The sequence below is a fragment of the Streptomyces sp. NPDC056883 genome, assembly GCF_042788835.1.
In the GTDB taxonomy this organism is placed as follows: Bacteria; Actinomycetota; Actinomycetes; order Streptomycetales; family Streptomycetaceae; genus Streptomyces; species Streptomyces stoeckheimensis.
In genome coordinates, this window is the sequence record NZ_JBHUBS010000023.1 from 1 (window position 1) to 20,156 (window position 20,156).

General features: G+C 71.8%; 15 protein-coding genes. 11 read left to right on the forward strand and 4 right to left on the reverse strand.

The window, feature by feature from the left end; genetic code table 11:
* The first annotated feature begins 698 nt into the window (after window positions 1–698).
* Complete coding sequence (locus ACFRU2_RS36305) at window positions 699–1,127, forward strand: hypothetical protein (protein ID WP_250742470.1); 429 nt, start codon at window positions 699–701, stop codon at window positions 1,125–1,127.
* A 649-nt stretch (window positions 1,128–1,776) separates the two neighbouring features.
* Here the strand turns inward: ACFRU2_RS36305 and ACFRU2_RS36310 are convergent.
* Entirely contained in the window at window positions 1,777–2,586 is an 810-nt protein-coding gene (locus tag ACFRU2_RS36310; protein WP_382980527.1) for a GNAT family N-acetyltransferase, read from the reverse strand.
* Window positions 2,587–2,645: 59 nt separating this feature from the next.
* Here ACFRU2_RS36310 and ACFRU2_RS36315 point away from each other — a divergent pair, with 59 nt between their 5' ends.
* The 6 genes from ACFRU2_RS36315 (at window position 2,646) to ACFRU2_RS36340 (ending at window position 10,416) form a co-directional block, all read left to right on the forward strand.
* Window positions 2,646–3,116, forward strand: coding sequence for a signal peptidase I (locus ACFRU2_RS36315; RefSeq protein ID WP_382980368.1), 471 nt, complete (start codon window positions 2,646–2,648; stop codon window positions 3,114–3,116).
* Between the two features lie 233 nt (window positions 3,117–3,349).
* Window positions 3,350–5,599: an MMPL family transporter gene (locus ACFRU2_RS36320; protein ID WP_382980370.1), complete on the forward strand. Its 2,250-nt coding sequence runs from the start codon at window positions 3,350–3,352 to the stop codon at window positions 5,597–5,599.
* A 38-nt stretch (window positions 5,600–5,637) separates the two neighbouring features.
* Window positions 5,638–6,192 (forward strand): GNAT family N-acetyltransferase, encoded by a 555-nt coding sequence (locus tag ACFRU2_RS36325; RefSeq protein ID WP_382980372.1) that lies wholly within the window; start codon window positions 5,638–5,640, stop codon window positions 6,190–6,192.
* A 124-nt stretch (window positions 6,193–6,316) separates the two neighbouring features.
* Entirely contained in the window at window positions 6,317–6,913 is a 597-nt protein-coding gene (locus tag ACFRU2_RS36330; RefSeq protein ID WP_382980374.1) for a hypothetical protein, read from the forward strand.
* A 221-nt stretch (window positions 6,914–7,134) separates the two neighbouring features.
* Window positions 7,135–7,302: a hypothetical protein gene (locus ACFRU2_RS36335; protein WP_382980376.1), complete on the forward strand. Its 168-nt coding sequence runs from the start codon at window positions 7,135–7,137 to the stop codon at window positions 7,300–7,302.
* 81 nt (window positions 7,303–7,383) lie between these two features.
* Window positions 7,384–10,416, forward strand: coding sequence for an AAA family ATPase (locus tag ACFRU2_RS36340; RefSeq protein WP_382980529.1), 3,033 nt, complete (start codon window positions 7,384–7,386; stop codon window positions 10,414–10,416).
* A 20-nt stretch (window positions 10,417–10,436) separates the two neighbouring features.
* Here ACFRU2_RS36340 and ACFRU2_RS36345 read toward each other — a convergent pair whose 3' ends face one another.
* From ACFRU2_RS36345 to ACFRU2_RS36355, 3 genes are all read right to left on the reverse strand, one after another.
* Window positions 10,437–10,601, reverse strand: coding sequence for a DUF6191 domain-containing protein (locus ACFRU2_RS36345; protein ID WP_302170538.1), 165 nt, complete (start codon window positions 10,599–10,601; stop codon window positions 10,437–10,439).
* Between the two features lie 51 nt (window positions 10,602–10,652).
* On the reverse strand, window positions 10,653–11,984 hold the full coding sequence (locus ACFRU2_RS36350) for a PQQ-dependent sugar dehydrogenase (RefSeq protein ID WP_382980377.1): 1,332 nt from the start codon (window positions 11,982–11,984) through the stop codon (window positions 10,653–10,655).
* Window positions 11,985–12,082: 98 nt separating this feature from the next.
* Window positions 12,083–13,084, reverse strand: coding sequence for an aldo/keto reductase (locus ACFRU2_RS36355; RefSeq protein WP_250742462.1), 1,002 nt, complete (start codon window positions 13,082–13,084; stop codon window positions 12,083–12,085).
* 100 nt (window positions 13,085–13,184) lie between these two features.
* Here ACFRU2_RS36355 and ACFRU2_RS36360 point away from each other — a divergent pair, with 100 nt between their 5' ends.
* From ACFRU2_RS36360 to ilvN, 4 genes are all read left to right on the forward strand, one after another.
* A complete protein-coding gene (locus ACFRU2_RS36360) occupies window positions 13,185–14,138 on the forward strand; it encodes a 2-hydroxyacid dehydrogenase (RefSeq protein WP_382980379.1) in 954 nt (317 codons plus the stop codon).
* A 282-nt stretch (window positions 14,139–14,420) separates the two neighbouring features.
* Window positions 14,421–17,378 (forward strand): putative bifunctional diguanylate cyclase/phosphodiesterase, encoded by a 2,958-nt coding sequence (locus ACFRU2_RS36365; RefSeq protein ID WP_382980381.1) that lies wholly within the window; start codon window positions 14,421–14,423, stop codon window positions 17,376–17,378.
* Window positions 17,379–17,593: 215 nt separating this feature from the next.
* Window positions 17,594–19,483, forward strand: coding sequence for an acetolactate synthase large subunit (locus ACFRU2_RS36370; RefSeq protein ID WP_382980383.1), 1,890 nt, complete (start codon window positions 17,594–17,596; stop codon window positions 19,481–19,483).
* Window positions 19,484–19,515: 32 nt separating this feature from the next.
* A complete protein-coding gene (gene ilvN / locus ACFRU2_RS36375; RefSeq protein WP_243337813.1) occupies window positions 19,516–20,040 on the forward strand; it encodes an acetolactate synthase small subunit in 525 nt (174 codons plus the stop codon).
* The last annotated feature ends 116 nt before the right edge of the window (window positions 20,041–20,156 follow it).

A 20,156-nucleotide genomic window follows, 5' to 3' on the forward strand; every position in this document is an offset into this window, starting at 1 on the left:
CCAGTTTCTTTCCGGTGTGGGCAGGTCCCTCAAGGGCGCTCCCTGCGGTCGCGTCGCTTCGCGATGGCCTTCGGCCACCCTTGACCGACCGGCCCACACCGAAACGCCACAAGACTTCCGGGATCCCCCCGGGGAACGGCCGGGGGGAAGTGTGCGGAGGAGCGGCCTCGCCGGTTACTTGCGAGCGGCCTCCCGCCGGTGGACATCCATACACGGCCCCGGCAGGACCGTGACCTCAGCCAGAACAGACGCGCGGGGCGATCAGAGCATCCAGGGCCGGGCGTCTGAACACCCTTCCCGTGACCTTTGACCGCCACCACGAGCGAGAGGTCGACGGGGAAGGCCTCAGGGTCGGTGGGCGCGACAGATCGCTACACACTCCCACTCGGCTAAGCGACCGACCACCGTCCGTGGCTGGATACGTGTGGCCGAATATTTGCGGGCAAAGGGGTATGGAAGCCGCCGGTATCCGTCTTGGGCCGTGGACGGCCTTTGACCTTATTGAAGGTTTAGGTAAGCCTTACCTCGCCCACGTCGCACTCGCGGCTGTCCTGCCTTCGGAGCTCATCGTCATGTCGTCCCCTGCCGCTGATCTGTCTGCTCGTCCTGTCCGCCTGTACGACTCTTGGTGGACGGTCGTGGCCGCAGGGCTCGGGGCGATGATCGTTCTTCCTGTCGGGCTGTGGATCTCCGTTCACATGAAGACCGACCCGGCGCTGCACACGGCGGCGCTCTTCGCCCACCTCGCCTCGCTCGTCGTCGGCTTCGGCGCGGTTCTGTCCGCTGACTACTACGGTCTGCTGTGGGCCATGAGGCGCTGCACGCTCGCCGAGGTGGTCGGCGCGACGTCCCGGCTCCACATCCCCATCTGGGCCGGACTGGGTGGTCTCGTCGTCAGCGGGATGATGCTGGAACCCGATCTCAAGTCGCCGCTCACCCTCGCCAAGCTCGGGCTCGTCGCCCTCCTGACCCTCAACGGTCTCCAGGCCGGCCTCCTCGCCCGCCGCCTCGCCGCCGCACCCGCCGCCACTCCCCGCCTCCTGCTCTGGGGAGGCGTCACCGCCGTCATCTCCCAGCTCTGCTGGTGGGGCGCGGTAACCATCGGCTTCCTCAACACCAATTCCTGACCCACGCGCCCGGTCCGTCACCTCTCGGCACCATTCGCCCCTCCGCCCCTCCGCCCCTCGGCCCGTCCGCCCGTCTGCCCGTCCGCCCTTTCAGATCAGCCACGGACGGTGGTCGGTCGCTTAGCCGAGTGGGAGTGTGTAGCGATCTGTCGCGCCCCCCGACCCTGAGGGGCTGGTGGGCGTCCTTGCGCTCGTGGTGGCGGTCAAAGGTCACGGGAAGGGTGTCCAGACGCCCGGCCCTGGATGCTCTGATCGCCCCGCGCGTCTGTTCCGGCTGAGGTCACGGTCCTGCCGGATCCGTGTAGGGATGACCACCGGCCGGAGGATGCACAGGCATGCCAGACCAGGCCGCTCCTCCCCTCTCCTCCCCCCCCGGCCGTTCCCCGGGGGGATCCCGGAAGTCTTGTGGCGTTTCGGTGTGGGTCGGTCGGTCAAGGGTGGCCGAAGGCCATCGCGTAGCGACGCGACCGCAGGGAGCGCCCTTGAGGGACCGGCCCACACCGAAAGGACACTGGACTGCCGGGACGCCCCCCGGAACCCCACGAAGCCAAGGGCCAGCCCGCAGCCCAAGCCACCAACCCCCAGCCCCCAACCCCGGCCAACGCCCCCCAACTCCCCCCTACGCCCCCCAACTCCCCCCTACGCCGCCCTACCCCTCCCAAACCCAAGGCACCGTCACCCCCAGCACGTCGAAGCCCAGCCGTTCCAGGATCGGGCGGCTGTCCTCCGTGGCGTCGACCTGGAGGTAGCGGATGCCCCGGTCCGCCGCCACGCGGGCGCGGTGGGCCACCAGGAGGCGGTAGATGCCGTGGCCTCGCCATTCCGGGACCGTGCCGCCGCCCCACAGGCCCGCGAAGGGGCTCCCCGGGCGCATCTCCATCCGGGCCGCGCTCACCGGGGTGTCGCCCGCCATCGCGACGACGGCTTCGATGGTGTCCGGCTCGTCCCTCAGCAGGTTGAGCATCAGGTCCTTGATGCGGGGGCGGTCCGCGCCGAAGGCGTGGCGGTGGGCCTCCATCATCAGGTCCACGCCCTCCTCGTCGGTCACCACCCGCAGGGTGATGCCCTCCGGCGGCTCCACCGACAGGGTGGCGAGGTCCGTCACCCGCCCCACCAGGAGCGTTTCCGCGGGCTCCGCCACGAAGCCGGCCGCGCGCAGCCGGTCTCCGAGGTCGGCGGGGCGGTCGTGGCCGTACAGCTTCCACTCGAACTCCGCCGACGGGACCTCGCCCCGAGCGGCCAGCTCCGTGAAGTACGCCACCTGCTCCGCGATCACCGCATCCGCGGTGTGCTCGTCGAGGTCCGACCAGAGCACCATGTTCCCTCCGGATCCGGGCACGATCTGCCGTACGACCGCCCCCGCCCGTTCCACGCGCGCGTCACTGGTGTCGGGCAGGGCCTCCCGCCGCATCACGGAGTCGAACTCGGCGCGCACCTTCAGCAGGTCATTCGGATCCATAGTCATCCGGCCAGCTCACCAGCCGCCGACGGGTCCGACAACTGCATTAACCTCACCCCGTGAGCGACCCCACCCACCCCCTGCATCCAACGCACCCCACCACCCCCACCCACCCCTCCGTCTACACCGGCAAGGCCACCCCCGATGCCGCCGTCGACCGGGGCTGGCTGCTGGGGCACTTCAAGGAGCCCGGCGATCCCCGCCACAGCGAGGACGTGGAGATCAAGTGGGGCGTGCACCCCAAGGGTGAGGAGCGGGCGAGCTGGGTCCGCGGGGAGTCCCGTACGGCGTTGCAGGTACTGATCAGCGGCCGGTTCCGGCTGGAGTTCCCCGGCCGGGACGTCGTACTGGCCGAACAGGGGGACTACGTCGTCTGGGGACGCGGAGTCGACCACTCCTGGTACGCGGAGGAGGACTCGGTGGTGCTCACCGTGCGCTGGCCCTCGCTGCCGGGCTACCGGGCCGACGAAGAGCCCACCGACCCACCCACCGACCCATCCCGCCGGACCTCCGCTCCGAAGCCGGTGTGACCATGGTCCCGCACCTGCCCGCACACCTGTGACGCTGCCCACGAAGGCCGCCAACGATCACGCGGCGCTGCGATCGTTGAGGTGGAGACCAACCACGCGACCACCACGCGACAACCCCGCGACCACCACGCGACCAAAATTCCAGACGCCCAGCGTTCAGTTTTCAGTGTTCACGCGTTCTTTCCGACGGGCCGTTCCCCGGTAAAGATCCGAGCCACCAGGGAGCCCGTCCGTTGTCAGCCCTCGCACGCTGGTGCATGCGGCACCGACTCGTTGCCGTTCTGATCTGGCTCCTCGCCTTCGGCGGGACCGCCGCTGCCGCGGTCGGGGCCGGGGCGGCGTTCTCCAACGACTACGAGGTCCCCGGCACCGAGTCCGCCAAGGCGCACGCCCTGCTGCGGGAGGGCTTCCACGGGCAGGGCGGCGATACCGACACCATCGTGTGGCGGGCTCCGGACGGGCAGAGCGTGCGGACGCCGGCCGTGCAGGAGCGGATGGCGCGGGCCCTCGACTCCATAGCCGGGCTGCCCGGTGTCGGATCGGTCGCCGGTCCCTACGGCCCCGGGCCCGACAGCGCGGCACGGATCAGCCCCGACAGCCGTACCGCCTACGCCGTGGTCACCTTCGACCGGCAGGCCGACGCGGTGCCCAAGGCCCAGGCCAAGGCCGTCGTCGACGCCGCGCGGAATCCGACGACCCAGGCCGACGGGCTCCAGGTCGAGCTCGGCGGGCGTGCCATAGGCCTCACCGAAGCCCCCTCCGCGCACCTCGCCGAGGTCATCGGTGTGGCCATCGCCGCGGTGGTGCTGTTCCTGGCCTTCGGGTCGCTGGCCGCGAGTCTGCTGCCCATCGCGACCGCCCTGGTCAGCGTGGGCACCGCCTACTTCGGCATCACCCTCCTCGGCCACGCGATGCCGGTCGCCGACTTCGCGCCGATGCTCGGCACCCTCGTGGGCCTCGGGGTGGGCATCGACTACGCGCTGTTCATCGTCACCCGCCACCGCAAGGGCCTCAAACGCGGTCTCCCGGTCGCGGAGGCCGCCGAGAGCGCCGTCGCCACCACCGGCCGGGCCGTGGTCTTCGCCGGGGCCACCGTCTGCATCGCGCTGCTCGGGATGCTGGTGCTCCGGCTCAACTTCCTCAACGGCGTCGCCATCGCCGCCTCCCTCACCGTGGTCCTGACCGTCGCGGCCTCGGTGACCCTGCTGCCCGCGCTCCTCTCGTACATCGGCATGCGCGCGCTGTCCCGCCGCGAGCGCCGCAAGCTGGCCGCGGAGGGGCCGCTGCCCGAGGCGGTGACCGGCTTCGCCGCCCGCTGGTCGGTCTTCGTCGAGCGCCACCCGAAGCTGCTCGGCCTGGTTGCCGCCGCGGTCATGGTGGTGCTGGCGCTGCCCACGCTCTCCCTCCACCTCGGCACCTCCGACCAGGGCAACAACCCGGCGACGTCCACCACCCGCAAGGCCTACGACCTGCTCGCGGAGGGCTTCGGCCCGGGCATGAACGGCCCGCTGACCGTGGTCGCCCGCCTCGGCGGTGCCGGCGACCGGGTCGCCGTGGACGCGCTGACCGAGTCGATCCGTACGGCCAAGGGCGTGGCCGCCGCCGGACCGGCGGTCTTCAACCGCAGCGGCGACACCGCCGTCGTCACGGTCGTACCGGACTCCTCCCCGCAGTCCCGGGCCACGAGCGAGCTGGTCGACAGGCTGCGCGAGGACGTCATCCCGCGCGTCGGCCACGACAGCTCCATGCAGGTCCACGTCGGCGGCGTGACGGCCGGGTACGACGACTTCGCCGAGGTCATCGTCGGCAAACTGCCGCTCTTCGTCGGCGTGGTCATCGCGCTCGGCTGCGTGCTCCTGCTGCTGGCCTTCCGCTCCATAGGCATCCCGGTCAAGGCGGCCGCCATGAACGTCGCCGCCGTGGCCTCCTCCTTCGGAGTCGTCGTCGCGATCTTCCAGTGGGGCTGGGGCAGCGAACCGCTCGGGCTGGGCAGCGCGGGGCCGATCGAGCCCTTCCTCCCCGTGATCATGGTCTCGGTGCTCTTCGGGCTGTCCATGGACTACCAGGTCTTCCTGGTCAGCCGGATGTACGAGGAGTGGCTGGAGACGGGGGACAACAAGCGGGCCGTGCGCGTCGGGCTCGCCGAGACCAGCCGGGTGATCAACTCGGCGGCGGTCATCATGATCTCCGTCTTCCTGGCCTTCGTGCTCAGCGGCGACCGGCTCATCGCGATGTTCGGCATCGCGCTCGCCGCGGCCGTCGCCCTCGACGCCTTCGTCCTGCGGACCCTCCTCGTCCCGGCCCTGATGCACCTGCTCGGCGGAGCCAACTGGTGGCTGCCGGCCTGGCTGGACCGCCGGCTCCCGAAGATCAGCATCGAGCCCCCGGAACGCCGTCCGCATGCGAAACTTCCCCTGCAGCGGACCGGCGCGGACCCCGTCACGAGCGAGGACGCAACGGAGCCCGCGACCAGCTCCCGGTGACCCGGCCACCCGCCGCCCCGACCCAAGGACGAACGCGCATGTTCTCGATAGACCTCGCCGACGACGCCCAGCTGTTCCCGCTGGAAGCCCGGCACGCGGAGGAGTTCTTCGCCCACATCGAACGCGGACGCGAGTTCATCGGCCAGTACGTCGGCTTCCCCGACCGGTCCACCGACCTGGAGTCCGCCCGCGCCCTGCTGGCCAAGTACGCCCTCACGGCGGGGGAGGACGGCGCGCGGTTCTTCGGGATCCGGCGGGGCGGCACCCTCGTGGGCGGAGTGCTCTTCCCGGCGTTCGACGCGGCGTCGGGCAACTGTGAGATCGGCTGCTGGCTGGAGCCCGCCGCGGCCGGCCGCGGCCTGGTCACCAAGGCCTGCCGGGTACTGATCGACTACGCCTTCGGCGAGCGTGGCATGCACCGCATCGAATGGCACGCCGCCTCCGGCAACAAGAAGAGCCTCGCCGTGGCCGAGCGTCTCGGCATGACCCGCGAAGGCGTCATGCGCCAGAACTACTCGCACCGGGGCGTCCGCCAGGACACCGAGGTCTGGGCGATCCTCGCCGACGAATGGTCCGCGGCCCGGCCCGCGTAACCACCCCCCGCACCCGCCCGCCATCGCCCCGCCCCGAGTCCTCCGGAGGGCCGGGGCGGTGCGCTGCGCGCTGCCCGGACGGATTCTCAGGAACCTCTCAGAAAAGCCGCCTACGGTGCCCCGCATGGACACCACCAAGACCCCCGCCCCGACCGCTCCCGAGGCGGACTCCCCGGCCGACCTGAAGAAGGCCGCCACCGACGAGACCACCGCCCCGGCCGCCGCGGACACCGCCGCCACCGAGGAGGTCCCGGGCGAGGAGCTCGCCGCCGACCTCGACGACCTCGACGCGCTCGACGAGTTCGAGGCCGCTGCCGACGAGGAGCAGAGCAGTGGTGTCGCCTCCGGAGCCTCCGCGATCGTCGCCGCCGGTCTCGGCCTGGTCGCCCTCAGCGGCAGCTGGACCTCCCGCGTCATAGGCGAGCGGGAGACCCTCAAGGGCCAGATCAGCTCGGCCAACGCCACCACCACCGCGGACAAGATCGAGGCGCTGTACGGCAACGCCTGGCACATGACCGCCCTGGTCAACGGCGTCCTGTCGACGATCGCGCTGCTCATCGCCGTGTTCGTGCTGGCCCGCCCGGCCTTCGGCGCCCCCGGCCGCACCCTGCCGGCATGGGTCCGCTCCGTGTCCTGGGCCGCCGTGGTCGTCGCCGCCATCGGCGTGCTCGCCTTCGCGTTCATGTACGTCCTCTCCCTGCCGGTGGCCCCCGGCGCCTAGTCCGTCCGCCGCCGCACGGCGGCCCGCCTAGGCCGTTCGCCGGCCCCCGGCGGGCTCGCCTAGGTACTGCCTTAGGCCGCCTCAGGGACCCCGGGTCCCGGCCTAAGGCCCCCCGGCCCGTGCAGATGCGGCATGCTCCCGATGTGCCGGGACCCCCTGGGGCGCGAATCTTGGATCACACCGAACGAGGTGTCGAAGAAACGCAAACCAGGGAGCACAAGATGTTCGAGTACGAAATCGCCACCGCCCGCCGCGAAGACCTCATCCGCGAGGCCGACGCCTACCGTCTGGTCCGGGAAGCGAAGAAGGCCCGCCGCCTCTTCTCCCGGAGCCAGGAACCGGAGGGGTCGGTGAGTGGACACCGCGGCCGGTTCACCCGCGCCGCGTAACCCGCGTCGCGACACCGTGCGAACCGGCACGTGATGAGAAGCGCATCGATATCCAGTGCCGACGAGCAGGGCCTCTGTGCGATGCTCGGCGGCGTGGAGACCAGATCTGTCAGCCCGGTGTTCGTCGGCCGCGCCGACGAACTGGCCGTACTCACCGACGCCCTGACGCGCGCCGCCGGCCAGGAGCCGCAGGCACTGCTCATAGGCGGCGAGGCCGGGGTCGGAAAGACCCGCCTCACCGAGGAGTTCCTCTGCGAGGCCGACCGCCGCGGCGCGGTCGTAGCCGTCGGAGGCTGTGTGGAGATCGGGGCGGAGGGGCTTCCCTTCGCCCCGTTTTCGACTGCCCTGCGCACTCTGCACCGCCTGCTCCCGGACGAACTGGCCGCGGCCGCCGTCGGCCAGGAGGACGAACTCGCGCGCATCCTCCCCGAACTCGGCGAGACCCCGCGCGGCCCCCACGACGAGGAGAGCACCGCCCGGCTCTTCGAACTGACGGCCCGGATGCTGGAACGCCTCGCCGCCGACCGCACCGTCGTCCTCGTCCTGGAAGACCTGCACTGGGCGGACACCTCCACCCGGCACCTGCTCTCCTACCTCTTCCGTGCGCTCGGCAGCGGCCGCCTCGTCGTCGTCGCCACCTACCGCGCCGACGACGTCCACCGCCGTCACCCGCTGCGCCCGCTCCTCGCCGAACTCGACCGGCTGCGCACCGTCCAGCGCATCGAACTGTCCCGCTTCAACCGGGCCGAAGTGCGCCGCCAGCTCGCCGGGATCCTGGCCTCGCAGCCCGAGGAGGACTTCGTCGAATCGGTCTTCGACCGCTCCGACGGCAATGCCTTCTTCGTCGAGGAACTCGTCGCCTCCCGCGCCAGCGGCTGTTCGACCGGCCTCACCGAATCCCTGCGGGACCTGCTCCTCGTCCGCGTCGAAGTCCTCCCGGACGCCGCGCAGCGCGTCGTGCGCATCGTCGCCGAGGGCGGTTCCACGGTGGAGTACGCCCTGCTGCGTGCCGTCACCCGGCTCACCGAGGACGAACTGATCGAGGCCCTGCGCTCGGCGGTCGGCGCCAACATCCTCCTGGCCACCTCCGACGGCGACGGCTACCGCTTCCGCCACTCCCTGGTCCGCGAGGCCGTCTCCGACGACCTGCTGCCCGGCGAGCGCGCCCGCGTCAACCGCCGCTACGCCGAGGAGCTCGAACAGGACGACACGCTCATCCGCGCGGAGGAGCGGGTCATCCGCCTCGCCACCTACTGGTACCACGCCAACGACGCGGTCAAGGCCCTGCCCGCCGTGCTCGCGGCCTCGGTGGCCGCCCGGCGCCGGCACGCCTACTCGGAGCAGCTGCGCCTGCTGGAGCGGGCCATGGACCTGTGGGAGGCCGTACCGGAGGACGTACGGTCCGAACTGCGCCCCGCGGACTACACCGAGGTCTACCCGCCGTGCGGCTGCGACCCGGCGACCACCCCGCTGCAACACCTCGACCTGCTGGCCGAAGCCACCGTCGCGGCCCGCTTCGGCGGCGAGCGCGAACGCGCGCTGAAGCTGACCAAGACGGCCCTGCGGCTGCTGGAGGACGGCCACGACCCGCTGCGGGCCGCCTGGTTCTGGACCGAACGCTCCCGGATGATCGCCGGCCTCGCCCGCGGCGACGGCTGGGCGGAGCTCGCCAAGGCACAGGAGCTCGTCCGCGGGCTGCCCCCGTCCCAGGTGCACGCCGACGTCCTGGTCCGGGCCGCGAGCTGGGGCATGCTCCACAAGCCGGGGCCCGACAACCTGGTCGCCGCCGAACGCGCCGTGGAGTACGCGCGGATGGTCGGCGCCGAGGACACCGAACTCAACGCCCGGATCACCGTCGGCAGCCTGCTCGTCGACTCGGGGGAACCCGAGCGCGGACTCGCCGAGATGTTCGCCGTCAAGGAGCGGGCCGCCGAACTCGGCCTCGGCATGCTGGTGGGACGCGCGCACGTGAACCTCACCTCCCATCTGGAATGCCTGGGCCGGTCCGGCGAAGCCGTGGAACTGGCCGAAGAAGGCGCCGAGCTGGTCAAGAACTCCCATCTGATGGACTCCGAGGCCTACATCCGGGGGAACCTGGCGGAGAGCCTGTACAGCCTCGGCCGGTGGGAGGAGGCCGGGGCGCAGGCCCGGCGCACCCTGACCCTCGTCAGCAGCGCCGCCCCGCGTGCCGCGGCCGTCGTACGGCTGGCCTACCTGGCCCTGGCCCGCGGCGAACTCGCCGAGGCCGCAGCCCAGCTCACCGCCGCCCGCACCCACTTCGGATCCCACGAGGGTCAGCCCCAGCACCGGATCCCGCTGTTCCGCCTCGCGATCGGGGTGGCCGCGGGGGAGGGCCGGATAGCCGACGTCCGCAGCGAAGTGGCCACGGCCGTCGAGCACGGCTTCCCGCTCGGCAACCACCGCTACGCCTGGCCGATGCTGCTCGCCGCCGCCTCGGCCGAAGCCGACGCCCGGGGGCTGCCCGCCGCCGAGGCCGGCCGCGAGGAGGCCCTGACGGCGCTGCGCGATGCCGCCCGGAAACTGGCCACACCGGTCGCGGTGTGGACCGCCCACTCCGAGTACCTCAGGGCCGAGCTGCTGCGTGCGGAGGGCCGGGACACCGTCGGGGACTGGACGGCCGTGGAAGCGGCCGTACGCCCCCTCGAGCGCCCGTACCTGCTCGCCAGGGCCCAGTACCGGCTCATGGAGGCCCTGCTGGCGGCCGGCGGGGACCGCGAGGCCGCCGCAGGGCTGCTCCACGCGTCCTACGCCACCGCCGAGCAGCTGGGCGCCCGCAGGCTCCGCGAGGACCTGGCCCTGCTCGCGCAGCGCGCCAGGCTCCCGCTCACGCCCGTGGACGTCCCCAAGGCCCTGCTCGGTCCGGGCGCCGACCCGGTCGAGGCGCTGGGCCTGACCAGCCGCGAACGGGACGTGCTGCGCCTGGTCGCGGTGGGGCACACCAACCGCCAGATCGCCGAGGAGCTCTTCATCTCCCCGAAGACGGCCAGCGTGCACGTCTCGAACATCCTGGCGAAGTTGGGGGTTGCGGGCCGCGGCGAGGCCGCCGCGCTGGCCCACCGGCTCCGGCTTTTCGGCCCGGTGGCCCAGGCGTAGGGCTACGCCCACGCCTGGGCCTACGCCGCCGGGTGCTCCTTGGGACGTATGAGCACCTTGCCGGAGTCCAGGTCTATCGGACCCTTTCCCGGGTCGCCGTCATTCACGTCGATCCGGGAAAGCTCCAGCCGCTTCTTCTCCTCGTCCGTGTGTTTGCGCCCCGGACTGAACAGCTCCTCGATCATGTTGAACACCGCGTCCACCGTGCCTTTCGTTCCCCCGCCGGGGCCCGCCGGTCATTCCACCGTCAGTGTCAGGATCCTGTCGTCGCCGGCTTCCGGCGACCCGCGGCCGTCCGTTTCGCTCGTGACCAGCAGCACTTTGTCCCCACCGAGGGCCACCACGGTGCGCAGCCGGCCGTACTCGCCCGACAGGAACGCCTCGGGCTCCGCCGCCGGGACCGTCCCGGCCAGCGGGATCCGCCACAGCCGCTGCCCCTTCAGCCCGGCCATCCAGAGGGAGCCCTGGGCCCAGGCGATCCCGCTCGGCGAGGCCTCGTCCGTCTTCCACACGGCCACCGGATCGCGCATCCCCGGCTTGCCCGCCTTGCCCTCGGCCTCGGGCCAGCCGTAGTTCGCGCCGGGCTCGATCAGATTCAGCTCGTCCCAGGTGTTCTGGCCGAACTCGGCCGCCCACAGCCGTTTGTCCTTGTCCCAGGCCAGTCCCTGCACATTGCGGTGCCCGTACGAGTAGACGACCGAGTCGGCCTCCGGATTGCCGTGCACCGGATCGCCGTCCGGGGTCATCCGCAGGATCTTCCCGCCCAGCGAGGTCTTGTCCTGGGCCAGCCCGGTCTGCCCGGTCTCGCCCGTCCCGGCGTAGAGCATCTTGTCCGGGCCGAAGGCGATGCGCCCGCCGTTGTGGATGAGTCCCTTGGGGATCCCCCTGAACACGGTGTCGGGCGCGCCCAGTTGATCGCCCGCCGGTCTCTTCTCGTCATAGCGCAGCCGGGCGATGCGGTTGTCGGACTCGGTGGTGAAGTAGGCGTACACCATGCGGTCCGAGGCGAAGGAAGGGGACAGGGCCAGGCCCAGCAGCCCGCCCTCGCCGCCCGGGGCCACCCCGGGCACCTTGCCGACCGGGGTCACCGCCCCCGTGCCCACGTCGACCCGGCTGATCGTGCCCTTGTCCCGGGAGGCGATCAGCAGGTTCCCGTCGGGCAGCGGAGCCACGCCCCACGGGGACTCCAGGCCCTGGGCGGCCACGCCGGTCACCGTCACCCGGCCCTTGGCGGGTGGCACAGCGGGCGGTGTGGAGGCCGCCGCGGAGGCGGAGGCGGACGGTGCGCCCGAGGCGCCCGGCGGCGAGGAGCCGGCCGCCGTGCCCGGTGGCGCATCGCTCGGCCGGGCTCCGGTGCCCGCCGGCGGCGAGCACCCCGCCGCCAGCAGCGCCCCGCATCCGGCCAGGGCGAAGGCCGCCAGCACCCCGCGGGCCCGGGCGCGCGGGCCGCCGTGGGAACGCACCGGCGCCCCCGCCCGGCTCCCCACCCGGTCCTGGTCGGGCCCCTGGGCCCGCCCCGGCCCCTGCTCGTGTCCCCGGCCGTGTTCCCGGTCGTGTCCGTATCGCATCGCCGTACTCCCCTCCGGTCCTCCGATCGTGCCCTCACACGACCCAACAGCGCAGACCATGCCCCAAGTTCCGCCACTCGTACACTCGATCGAGTGGTTCAGGCTCCCATCGGCACCGGCAGCTCCGACAGCTCCACCAGGTCCTCGGCGGTCAGCCGCACCTCCGCGGCCCGCGCGTTCTCCGCCGCCCGGTGCGCCTGCCCGGTTCCCGGCACCGGAACCACCTGCGGACCCTGCGCCAGCACCCACGCCAGCGCCACCTGCGCCGCCGTGACCTCCGCCCCGTGCCGCCGGGCGACCCGGCGCAGCCCCGCTACGAGCACCTGGTTCGCCGCCATCGCGTACGCCGTGAACCGCGGATGCCTGGCCCGTACGTCCTCGGGCTCGAACCCCTCGCCCGGGACCAGCGTCCCGGTCAGGAACCCGCTCCCCAGCGGCATCGCCGCCAGGAACCCCACCCCCCGCGCCGCGCACCACGGCAGCAGCCGCCACGCCGCCTGCGGCGACCACACCGACAGCTCCGCCTGCACCGCGCTCACCGGGAACACCTGCTGCGCCCGCTCCAGGTGCCGTACGGTCGCCTCGTAGGCCCGGTCCCCGCGCGGCCCCGCACCCGGTCCGGCGCCTGCCCCCAGCGCGCAGAAGCCCAGCGCCCGCACCTTCCCCGCGCCCACCAGCTCCGCCATCGCGCCCCAGGACTCCTCGACCGGCACGTCCGGGTCCACCCGGTGCAGCTGATAGAGGTCTATGACGTCGGTGCGCAGCCGCCGCAGCGAGGCGTCGCAGGCCCGTCGCAGGTACCCCGGGCGCCCGTCGGCCACCACGTGCACCCCGTCGGCCCGCAACCCCGCCTTCGCCGACACGAAGGCGTCGGAGCGGCGCTCGCGCAGCACCCGGCCCAGCAGCAGCTCGTTGGTGTAGGGGCCGTACAGGTCGGCGGTGTCGAGCAGGTTCGCCCCCAGGTCGAGGGCCGTGTGCAGGGTGTCCAGCGAGTCCTCGCGCCGCCTGCGCGAAGGCGCGTACGCCCCGCTCATCGGCATGCAGCCGAGGCCGATGGCCCCCACCGTCAGGGCCCCCGCCCCGATCGACCTGCGCTCCACCCGGTATCCCCCCTGGTCCTCCCCAGGCCTCGGTGGGCCTCCCGTTTCCGGCACACAAACTAACGGCTCGATCCGGATCCCCTGGCATAGCCTCCTGATCATGACTGAGACGCCCGAGACCCTCGACGTATGGCTCCCCTTCCCCGCCGAGGAGATCGAGGGGCTGCCCGATTCCTTCCGCTACCGCCACTGGGACGGAGAGGAGGCCTTCCCCGCCGATCCGGCGGCCTGCGTCTTCTACGTCACCCCGTACATGAAGTCCCCGGCCGTCACCCTGCGCCCGCTGCCGGAGATGCCGCGCCTGCGGGTCGTCCAGACCCTGACCGCCGGGGTCGATCACGTCCTGGGCGGCCTCGGCGACCTGGCCCCCGGCGTCCGGCTGTGCAACGCCAAGGGGGTCCACGACGCGAGCACCGCCGAGCTCGCCCTCACCCTGGTCCTGGCCTCCCTGCGCGGGATCCCCGGCATGGTGCGCGGCCAGGACCGCGAGGAGTGGCGCTTCGGGTTCTACGAGGCCCTCGCGGACAAGTCCGTACTGATCATCGGCTACGGAGCGGTCGGCGCGGCCATCGAGGACCGGCTCGCGCCCTTCGAGTGCGAGCGGATCGTCCGGGTCGCGCGGACGGCGCGCACCACGGAGCGCGGGCCGGTGCACGCCCTCGCCGATCTGCCCCAACTCCTGCCCGCGGCCGACGTGGTGATCCTTTCCACACCGCTCACCGAGGAGACGAAGGGGCTCGCGGGCGCCGCGTTCCTCGGCCGGATGAAGGACGGCGCGCTGCTCGTGAACGTGGCCCGCGGACCCGTCGTCGACACCAAGTCCCTTCTGGTGGAGGTGGAGTCGGGCCGGCTGCGCGCCGCGCTGGACGTCACCGATCCGGAACCACTGCCTTCAGGCCATCCGCTCTGGCATGCTCCGGGTGTCCTGATCACGCCCCATGTGGGCGGCAGCAGCTCCGCGTTCGAGCCGCGGGCCAAGCGTCTGGTGGCCCGTCAGCTCCGCCGGTTCGCCGCCGGAGAGCCCGTGGAGAACACGGTGTTGATCACGGAATGACGCGCGGTGCGCACGCTCCGCGTTCGTCCGGATGCGTTCGGTGGACACAACTCCCCTGTTGGTGACGGAGCGTAGAGAAACTATGTCCCTGAGTGACGAAAGTGGTGTATCGTCCGGAACAAGGGGCTGCGCCACGAACGTCTGGCGCTGGGGAGTGATCGGACACTTTGGGGGGCGACGGGCGATGCACGGCCAATGGACGAAGGATCCGATGCGGCGAAGCCGCCGGAGGCGACGGTGCCGGGACTGGACTGCGCCGGAACCAGCCAGCGAGGGGGACCGGTGAGCACCCCGGGGGCGGCGCTGCTGACCCGCCGGCCCCTCGCCGGCAGCGGCGGCGGTGGCGGCGCCTCGAAGGGGCTGGCGATGCAGCTCCTCCTCGCGGTGGTCAGCAGCGGGTACGCCGTGGGCGCCGCGCTCGGCTGGGGCTCCGAGGAACTCGCCGAGATCATGGGCGACTTCGGGCTCAGTGCCGCCGGCCTGCTGGCCGCCGTCTCCTGCTTCACGTACGCCCGGGCCATCGACAGCCGGGAGCGCCCGGCCTGGCTGCTGTTCGCGTTCTCCTCGCTCATGGGCTGCTGCGGCAACGCCGTCTGGGGCTGGTACGAGGTGGTCCTCGGCGAGGCCGTGCCGAAGCCCTCCCTCGCCGACTTCGCCTTCCTCTGCTTCGCGCCGCCCGCCATCGTGGGCCTGCTCGTCCTCGCGAAGCGCCCGGTCACCAGGGCCGGCTGGGTCTGCCTCGGCCTCGACTCCTGGCTCATCGGCGGCTCCCTGCTCACCCTCTCCTGGAGCCTGGCCCTCGCGCACGCCGCGCGCACCGCCCAGTCCGGAGCCCCCGGCAGCGTCCCGCGCGCCGCCCTCTCGCTGGCCTACCCGCTCCTGGACATCGCGCTCGTCTCGATGGTGCTGGTGCTGCACTTCCGCCGCTCCGAGACCAACCGCTCCGCCGTGAACACCGCCATCGCGGCCCTCGCCCTGACCGTGCTGAGCGACGCACTGTTCACCTCGCCGCTGCTGAGCGCCGAGTACCAGTCGGGCCAGCTCCTCGACGCCGGCTGGTTCGCCGGCTCGCTCCTCCTCGCGTACGCCCCCTGGGGCGCCCGCCGCCTGCACCCCGGCCCCGGGCCCGAGCACGGAGCGGCCCACGCACGCGCCGAGCGGCCGCACAGCCGCCCGATCACGGGCTCCCTGCCCGCCCTCACCCCGTACCTCGCGGCGGCCGTCTGCACCCTCGGCATCCTGTACAACGTGGTGGACGGCCGGAAGGTCGACCGGGTCGTCGTCTTCACCGGCTGCACGGTCGTGCTCGCCCTGGTGATCCGCCAGGGCATCATGCTGCTCGACAACATCGCCCTGACCCAGGAACTGGCCCAGAAGGAGAACCACTTCCGCTCCCTGGTCCAGGGCTCCAGCGACGTCATCATGATCGCCGCCCCCACCGGGACCCTGCGCTACGTCAGCCCCGCCGCAGCCGGGGTCTACGGCCGCGAGGCGGAAGAGCTGGTCGGCACCGAGCTGGCCACCCTGATCCATCCCGAGGACCTGGGCCGCGTCGTCCACGAGGTGCGCCGCTTCCTGGCCGCACCGCCCGCCGAGGAGCCGACCACCCGCATCGAGTGCCGGTTCAGATCGGGCGGCGGCGAGTGGCTCAATGTGGAGTCCACCGTCAACCGCCACCAGGGCGGCCTGATCCTGAACAGCCGCGACGTCACCGAGCGGGTCCGGCTCCAGGCGCAGCTCCAGCACAGCGCCGAGCACGACCCGCTCACCGACCTCCCCAACCGGGCCCTGTTCACCCGCCGGGTCCGCCAGGCGCTCACCGGCCGGCGGGCCGGGGACCACAGCACCGCCGTGCTCTTCATCGACCTCGACGGCTTCAAAGCGGTCAACGACACCATCGGCCACCAGGCCGGCGACGAACTGCTCATCGAGGCCGCCCGCAGGCTCCAGGACTCGGTCCGGGCCGGGGACACCGCGGCCCGCCTCGGCGGCGACGAGTTCGCCGCCCTGATCCTGGGCGACGGCAGCCGCGACCGCAGCGCCCGCGAGTACCAGGTCCACGAGATCGCCGACCGGCTGCGCACCACCCTCTCGCAGCCCTACCGGATCGCCGGGAGCGAGGTCCGGGTCGCCGCCAGCATCGGCGTGGCCTTCGCGGATCCCGGCATCACCCCTTCGGACCTGATGCGCAACGCGGATCTCGCGATGTACCGGGCCAAGGCGGGCGGCAAGGACCGGGTCGAGATGTACGCGCCCCAGATGCAGGCCGAAGTCGTCCGCAAGGCGGAGCTGGCGGGCCGCCTGCGCACCGCGCTGCACGAGGGGGAGTTCGCCCTGCTGCACCAGCCCGTGGTCTCCCTGGCCTCGGGGGAGATCTCGGCCGTGGTGGCGCAGGCCCGGTGGCGTTCCGCCCAGGGGATCCTGTTCACCCCCGCCGAGTTCCTGCGGGTCGCCATGTACAGCGAGGGAGGGGTCGGCGAGGCAGGGGCCGGCGAAGGAAGGGCCGGCGAGGGCGGGTCCACCCCCCGGACGGCCGTACCGGACGCCTCGCGCACCGCCGAGCTGGGGCGCTGGCTGCTGGAGGAGGCCGTCGGGCAGGCCGCCGAGCGCCACCGGGCCGGGCACGACGTCCCCGTGGCCGTACGGATGACCGCGCAGCGGCTGCTGGACCGGTCGATGCCGCTGGGCTCCGTGGAGGCCCTGCTGACCCGCAACGGGCTGCCGTCGGGCGCGCTCGTCCTGGAGCTCGCCGTCTCCGACCCCAGGGTGCCCTTCGACGACCTGGAGCGCCGTCTGGCGGCGCTGCGCCGGCTCGGGGTCCTGATCGCCCTGGACGGCTTCGGCAGCGGTTACGCGGCCATCAGCGCGCTGCGCAGGCTCCCCGTGGACATGCTCAAGCTCGACCGGGGCCTGGTCGAGGGGGTCGTCGAATCCCCCCGGCTCCACAAGATCACCGCAGGTCTGTTGCGGATCGCAAACGACCTCGGCATGCAGTCGGTGGCGGAGGGGGTGGACCTCCCCGAGCAGGTCATGGCACTGCGCGCGATGGGCTGTACCCACGGGCAGGGAATGGCCTTCTCCGGACCTCTGGATGAGTACAGGCTGCGGCGAGCGCTCGTGCGCGGTACGTTCCCAGTACCGGGCGGCGCGGCCCAACCCGCGTTGGCCGGTGGTTCCCCAGGGGGCTCGATGGTTATCCACAGAGGCTCACATAATGAGACGCCCGTCCCACCCGCTTGACATCACCCTCCCGCCGGAGGGAGGGTCAATGCCATGCGCACCCGAATTCTCGTACTTGGAAAGCGCGTCGGCTGAAGCAGGGACCAGCATGTCCCCGCTCAACGCACCCGACGCGCTCCCCTCGCTTGCCTCCCGGCACGAGGGGTTTTTTGTTGCACTGGCAACGTCGCATCTCGTAAAACCCTCCTCGTAAAACCCTCAGCTTCGAGAAGAGAATGCCGATGACCGAGCAGGCCACCGGGGCCCACCATCCGCAGCCGCGGGCCCGTACCGGCGGACACCAGACCGCCGCAGTTGAGCACGTCACGGGTGCGCAGTCCCTCATCCGCTCTCTCGAAGAGGTGGGGTGCGACACCGTCTTCGGGATTCCGGGAGGCTGCATCCTCCCCGCGTACGACCCGCTGATGGACTCCAAGAAGGTCCACCACATCCTGGTCCGCCACGAGCAGGGCGCCGGCCACGCCGCGACCGGCTACGCGCAGGCCACCGGAAAGGTCGGCGTCTGTATGGCCACCTCCGGACCGGGGGCCACGAACCTGGTGACGCCGATCGCCGACGCGCACATGGACTCCGTGCCGCTCGTCGCGATCACCGGCCAGGTCTCCTCGAAGGCGATCGGCACCGACGCCTTCCAGGAAGCGGACATCGTCGGCATCACGATGCCGATCACCAAGCACAACTTCCTGGTCACCAAGGCCGAGGACATCGCCCGGACCATCGCCGAGGCCTTCCACATCGCCTCCACCGGCCGCCCCGGCCCGGTCCTGGTCGACATCGCCAAGGACGCCCTGCAGGCGAAGACCACGTTCTCGTGGCCGCCCACCCAGGACCTCCCCGGCTACCGGCCGGTGACCAAGCCGCACGCCAAGCAGATCCGCGAGGCCGCCAAGATGATCGCCGCCGCCAAGCGGCCGGTCCTCTACGTCGGCGGCGGCGTCATGAAGGCCGGCGCGACCGCCGAGCTGAAGGTCCTCGCCGAGCTCACCGGCGTCCCGGTCGTCACCACCCTGATGGCCCTGGGCTCCATCCCGGACAGCCACCCGCAGAACGTCGGCATGCCCGGCATGCACGGTGCCGTCACCGCCGTGACCGCGCTCCAGAAGTCGGACCTGCTGATCGCCCTCGGCACCCGCTTCGACGACCGCGTCACCGGCAAGCTGGACAGCTTCGCCCCCTTCGCCAAGGTCATCCACGCGGACATCGACCCGGCCGAGATCGGCAAGAACCGCGCCGTGGACGTCCCGATCGTCGGTGACGCCCGCGAGGTCATCGCCGACCTGATCCAGGCCGTCCAGGCCGAGGTCAACGAGGGCAACGCCGGCGACTACACCGCCTGGTGGACGGACCTCAACCGCTGGCGCGACACGTACCCACTGGGCTACGACCTGCCCGAGGACGGCACGCTCTCCCCCCAGCAGGTCATCGAGCGCATCGGCCAGCTGGCACCGAAGGGCACCATCTACGCGGCCGGCGTCGGCCAGCACCAGATGTGGGCCTCGCACTTCGTGAACTACGAGGAGCCCCGCACCTGGCTGAACTCCGGCGGCGCCGGAACCATGGGCTACGCGGTCCCCGCCGCGATGGGCGCCAAGGTCGGCATGCCGGACCGCACCGTCTGGGCGATCGACGGCGACGGCTGCTTCCAGATGACCAATCAGGAACTGGCCACCTGCGCCCTGAACAACATCCCGATCAAGGTCGCGATCATCAACAACGGTGCGCTGGGCATGGTCCGCCAGTGGCAGACCCTGTTCTACAACCAGCGGTACTCCAACACCGTCCTGCACGCGGGCGAGACGGGCACCGACACGGCCGTCGGCTCCCAGCTCGGCGAGTCGGCCGCCCCCCGCATGGGCACCCGCGTCCCGGACTTCGTCAAGCTGTCCGAGGCCATGGGCTGCGTGGCGCTGCGCTGCGAGGACCCGGCCGACCTGGACAAGGTCATCGCCGAGGCCAACGCGATCAACGACCGCCCGGTCGTCGTCGACTTCATCGTCCACGAGGACGCCATGGTGTGGCCGATGGTCGCCGCCGGCACCTCGAACGACGAGGTCATGGCCGCCCGGGGCGTCCGCCCCGACTTCGGCGACAACGAAGACGACTGAGCCGAGAGAGCCTGAGAGAGAGAACGACTCACATGTCCAAGCACACGCTCTCCGTCCTGGTCGAGAACACGCCCGGCATCCTCGCCCGGATCGCCGCGCTGTTCTCCCGACGCGGGTTCAACATCGACTCCCTCGCGGTCGGTGTCACCGAGCACCCCGACATCTCGCGCATCACCATCGTCGTGAACGTCGAGGACCTCCCGCTCGAGCAGGTGACCAAGCAGCTCAACAAGCTGGTCAACGTGCTCAAGATCGTCGAGCTGGAGCACACCAACGCCATCGAGCGCGAACTCGTTCTGGTGAAGGTCCGCGCCGACAACGAAACGCGCTCGCAGATCGTCGAGATCGTCCAGCTGTTCCGCGCCAAGACCGTCGACGTCTCTCCGGAGGCCGTCACCATCGAGGCCACCGGCGGCACCGACAAGCTGGGCGCGATGCTCAAGATGCTGGAGCCCTTCGGCATCAAGGAGCTCGTCCAGTCCGGCACGATCGCCATAGGGCGCGGCGGCCGGTCCATCACGGACCGCAGCCTGCGCGCGCTCGACCGCAGCGCCTGAGCCCGTCCGGGCCGGTGACACCGGCCCGGTCGTGGCCCGCCCGTCCGTTTCTCGCTCGCTCGTATGGCGAGACCGAGAACCACGTATTCCGTTCCCCGCCGTACGGTGGGAGCAAC

Bases quoted from the DNA above. Each gene is read 5' to 3' on its own strand.
- ACFRU2_RS36305 (WP_250742470.1), top strand. From the start codon at position 699: ATGAAGACCGACCCGGCGCTGCACACGGCGGCGCTCTTCGCCCACCTC.
- ACFRU2_RS36310 (WP_382980527.1), bottom strand. From the start codon at position 2,586: ATGGATCCGAATGACCTGCTGAAGGTGCGCGCCGAGTTCGACTCCGTG.
- ACFRU2_RS36325 (WP_382980372.1), top strand. From the start codon at position 5,638: ATGTTCTCGATAGACCTCGCCGACGACGCCCAGCTGTTCCCGCTGGAA.
- ACFRU2_RS36330 (WP_382980374.1), top strand. From the start codon at position 6,317: ATGGACACCACCAAGACCCCCGCCCCGACCGCTCCCGAGGCGGACTCC.
- ACFRU2_RS36335 (WP_382980376.1), top strand. From the start codon at position 7,135: ATGTTCGAGTACGAAATCGCCACCGCCCGCCGCGAAGACCTCATCCGC.
- ACFRU2_RS36340 (WP_382980529.1), top strand. From the start codon at position 7,384: ATGCTCGGCGGCGTGGAGACCAGATCTGTCAGCCCGGTGTTCGTCGGC.
- ACFRU2_RS36345 (WP_302170538.1), bottom strand. From the start codon at position 10,601: ATGATCGAGGAGCTGTTCAGTCCGGGGCGCAAACACACGGACGAGGAG.
- ACFRU2_RS36350 (WP_382980377.1), bottom strand. From the start codon at position 11,984: ATGCGATACGGACACGACCGGGAACACGGCCGGGGACACGAGCAGGGG.
- ACFRU2_RS36360 (WP_382980379.1), top strand. From the start codon at position 13,185: ATGACTGAGACGCCCGAGACCCTCGACGTATGGCTCCCCTTCCCCGCC.
- ACFRU2_RS36370 (WP_382980383.1), top strand. From the start codon at position 17,594: ATGCCGATGACCGAGCAGGCCACCGGGGCCCACCATCCGCAGCCGCGG.
- ilvN (WP_243337813.1), top strand. From the start codon at position 19,516: ATGTCCAAGCACACGCTCTCCGTCCTGGTCGAGAACACGCCCGGCATC.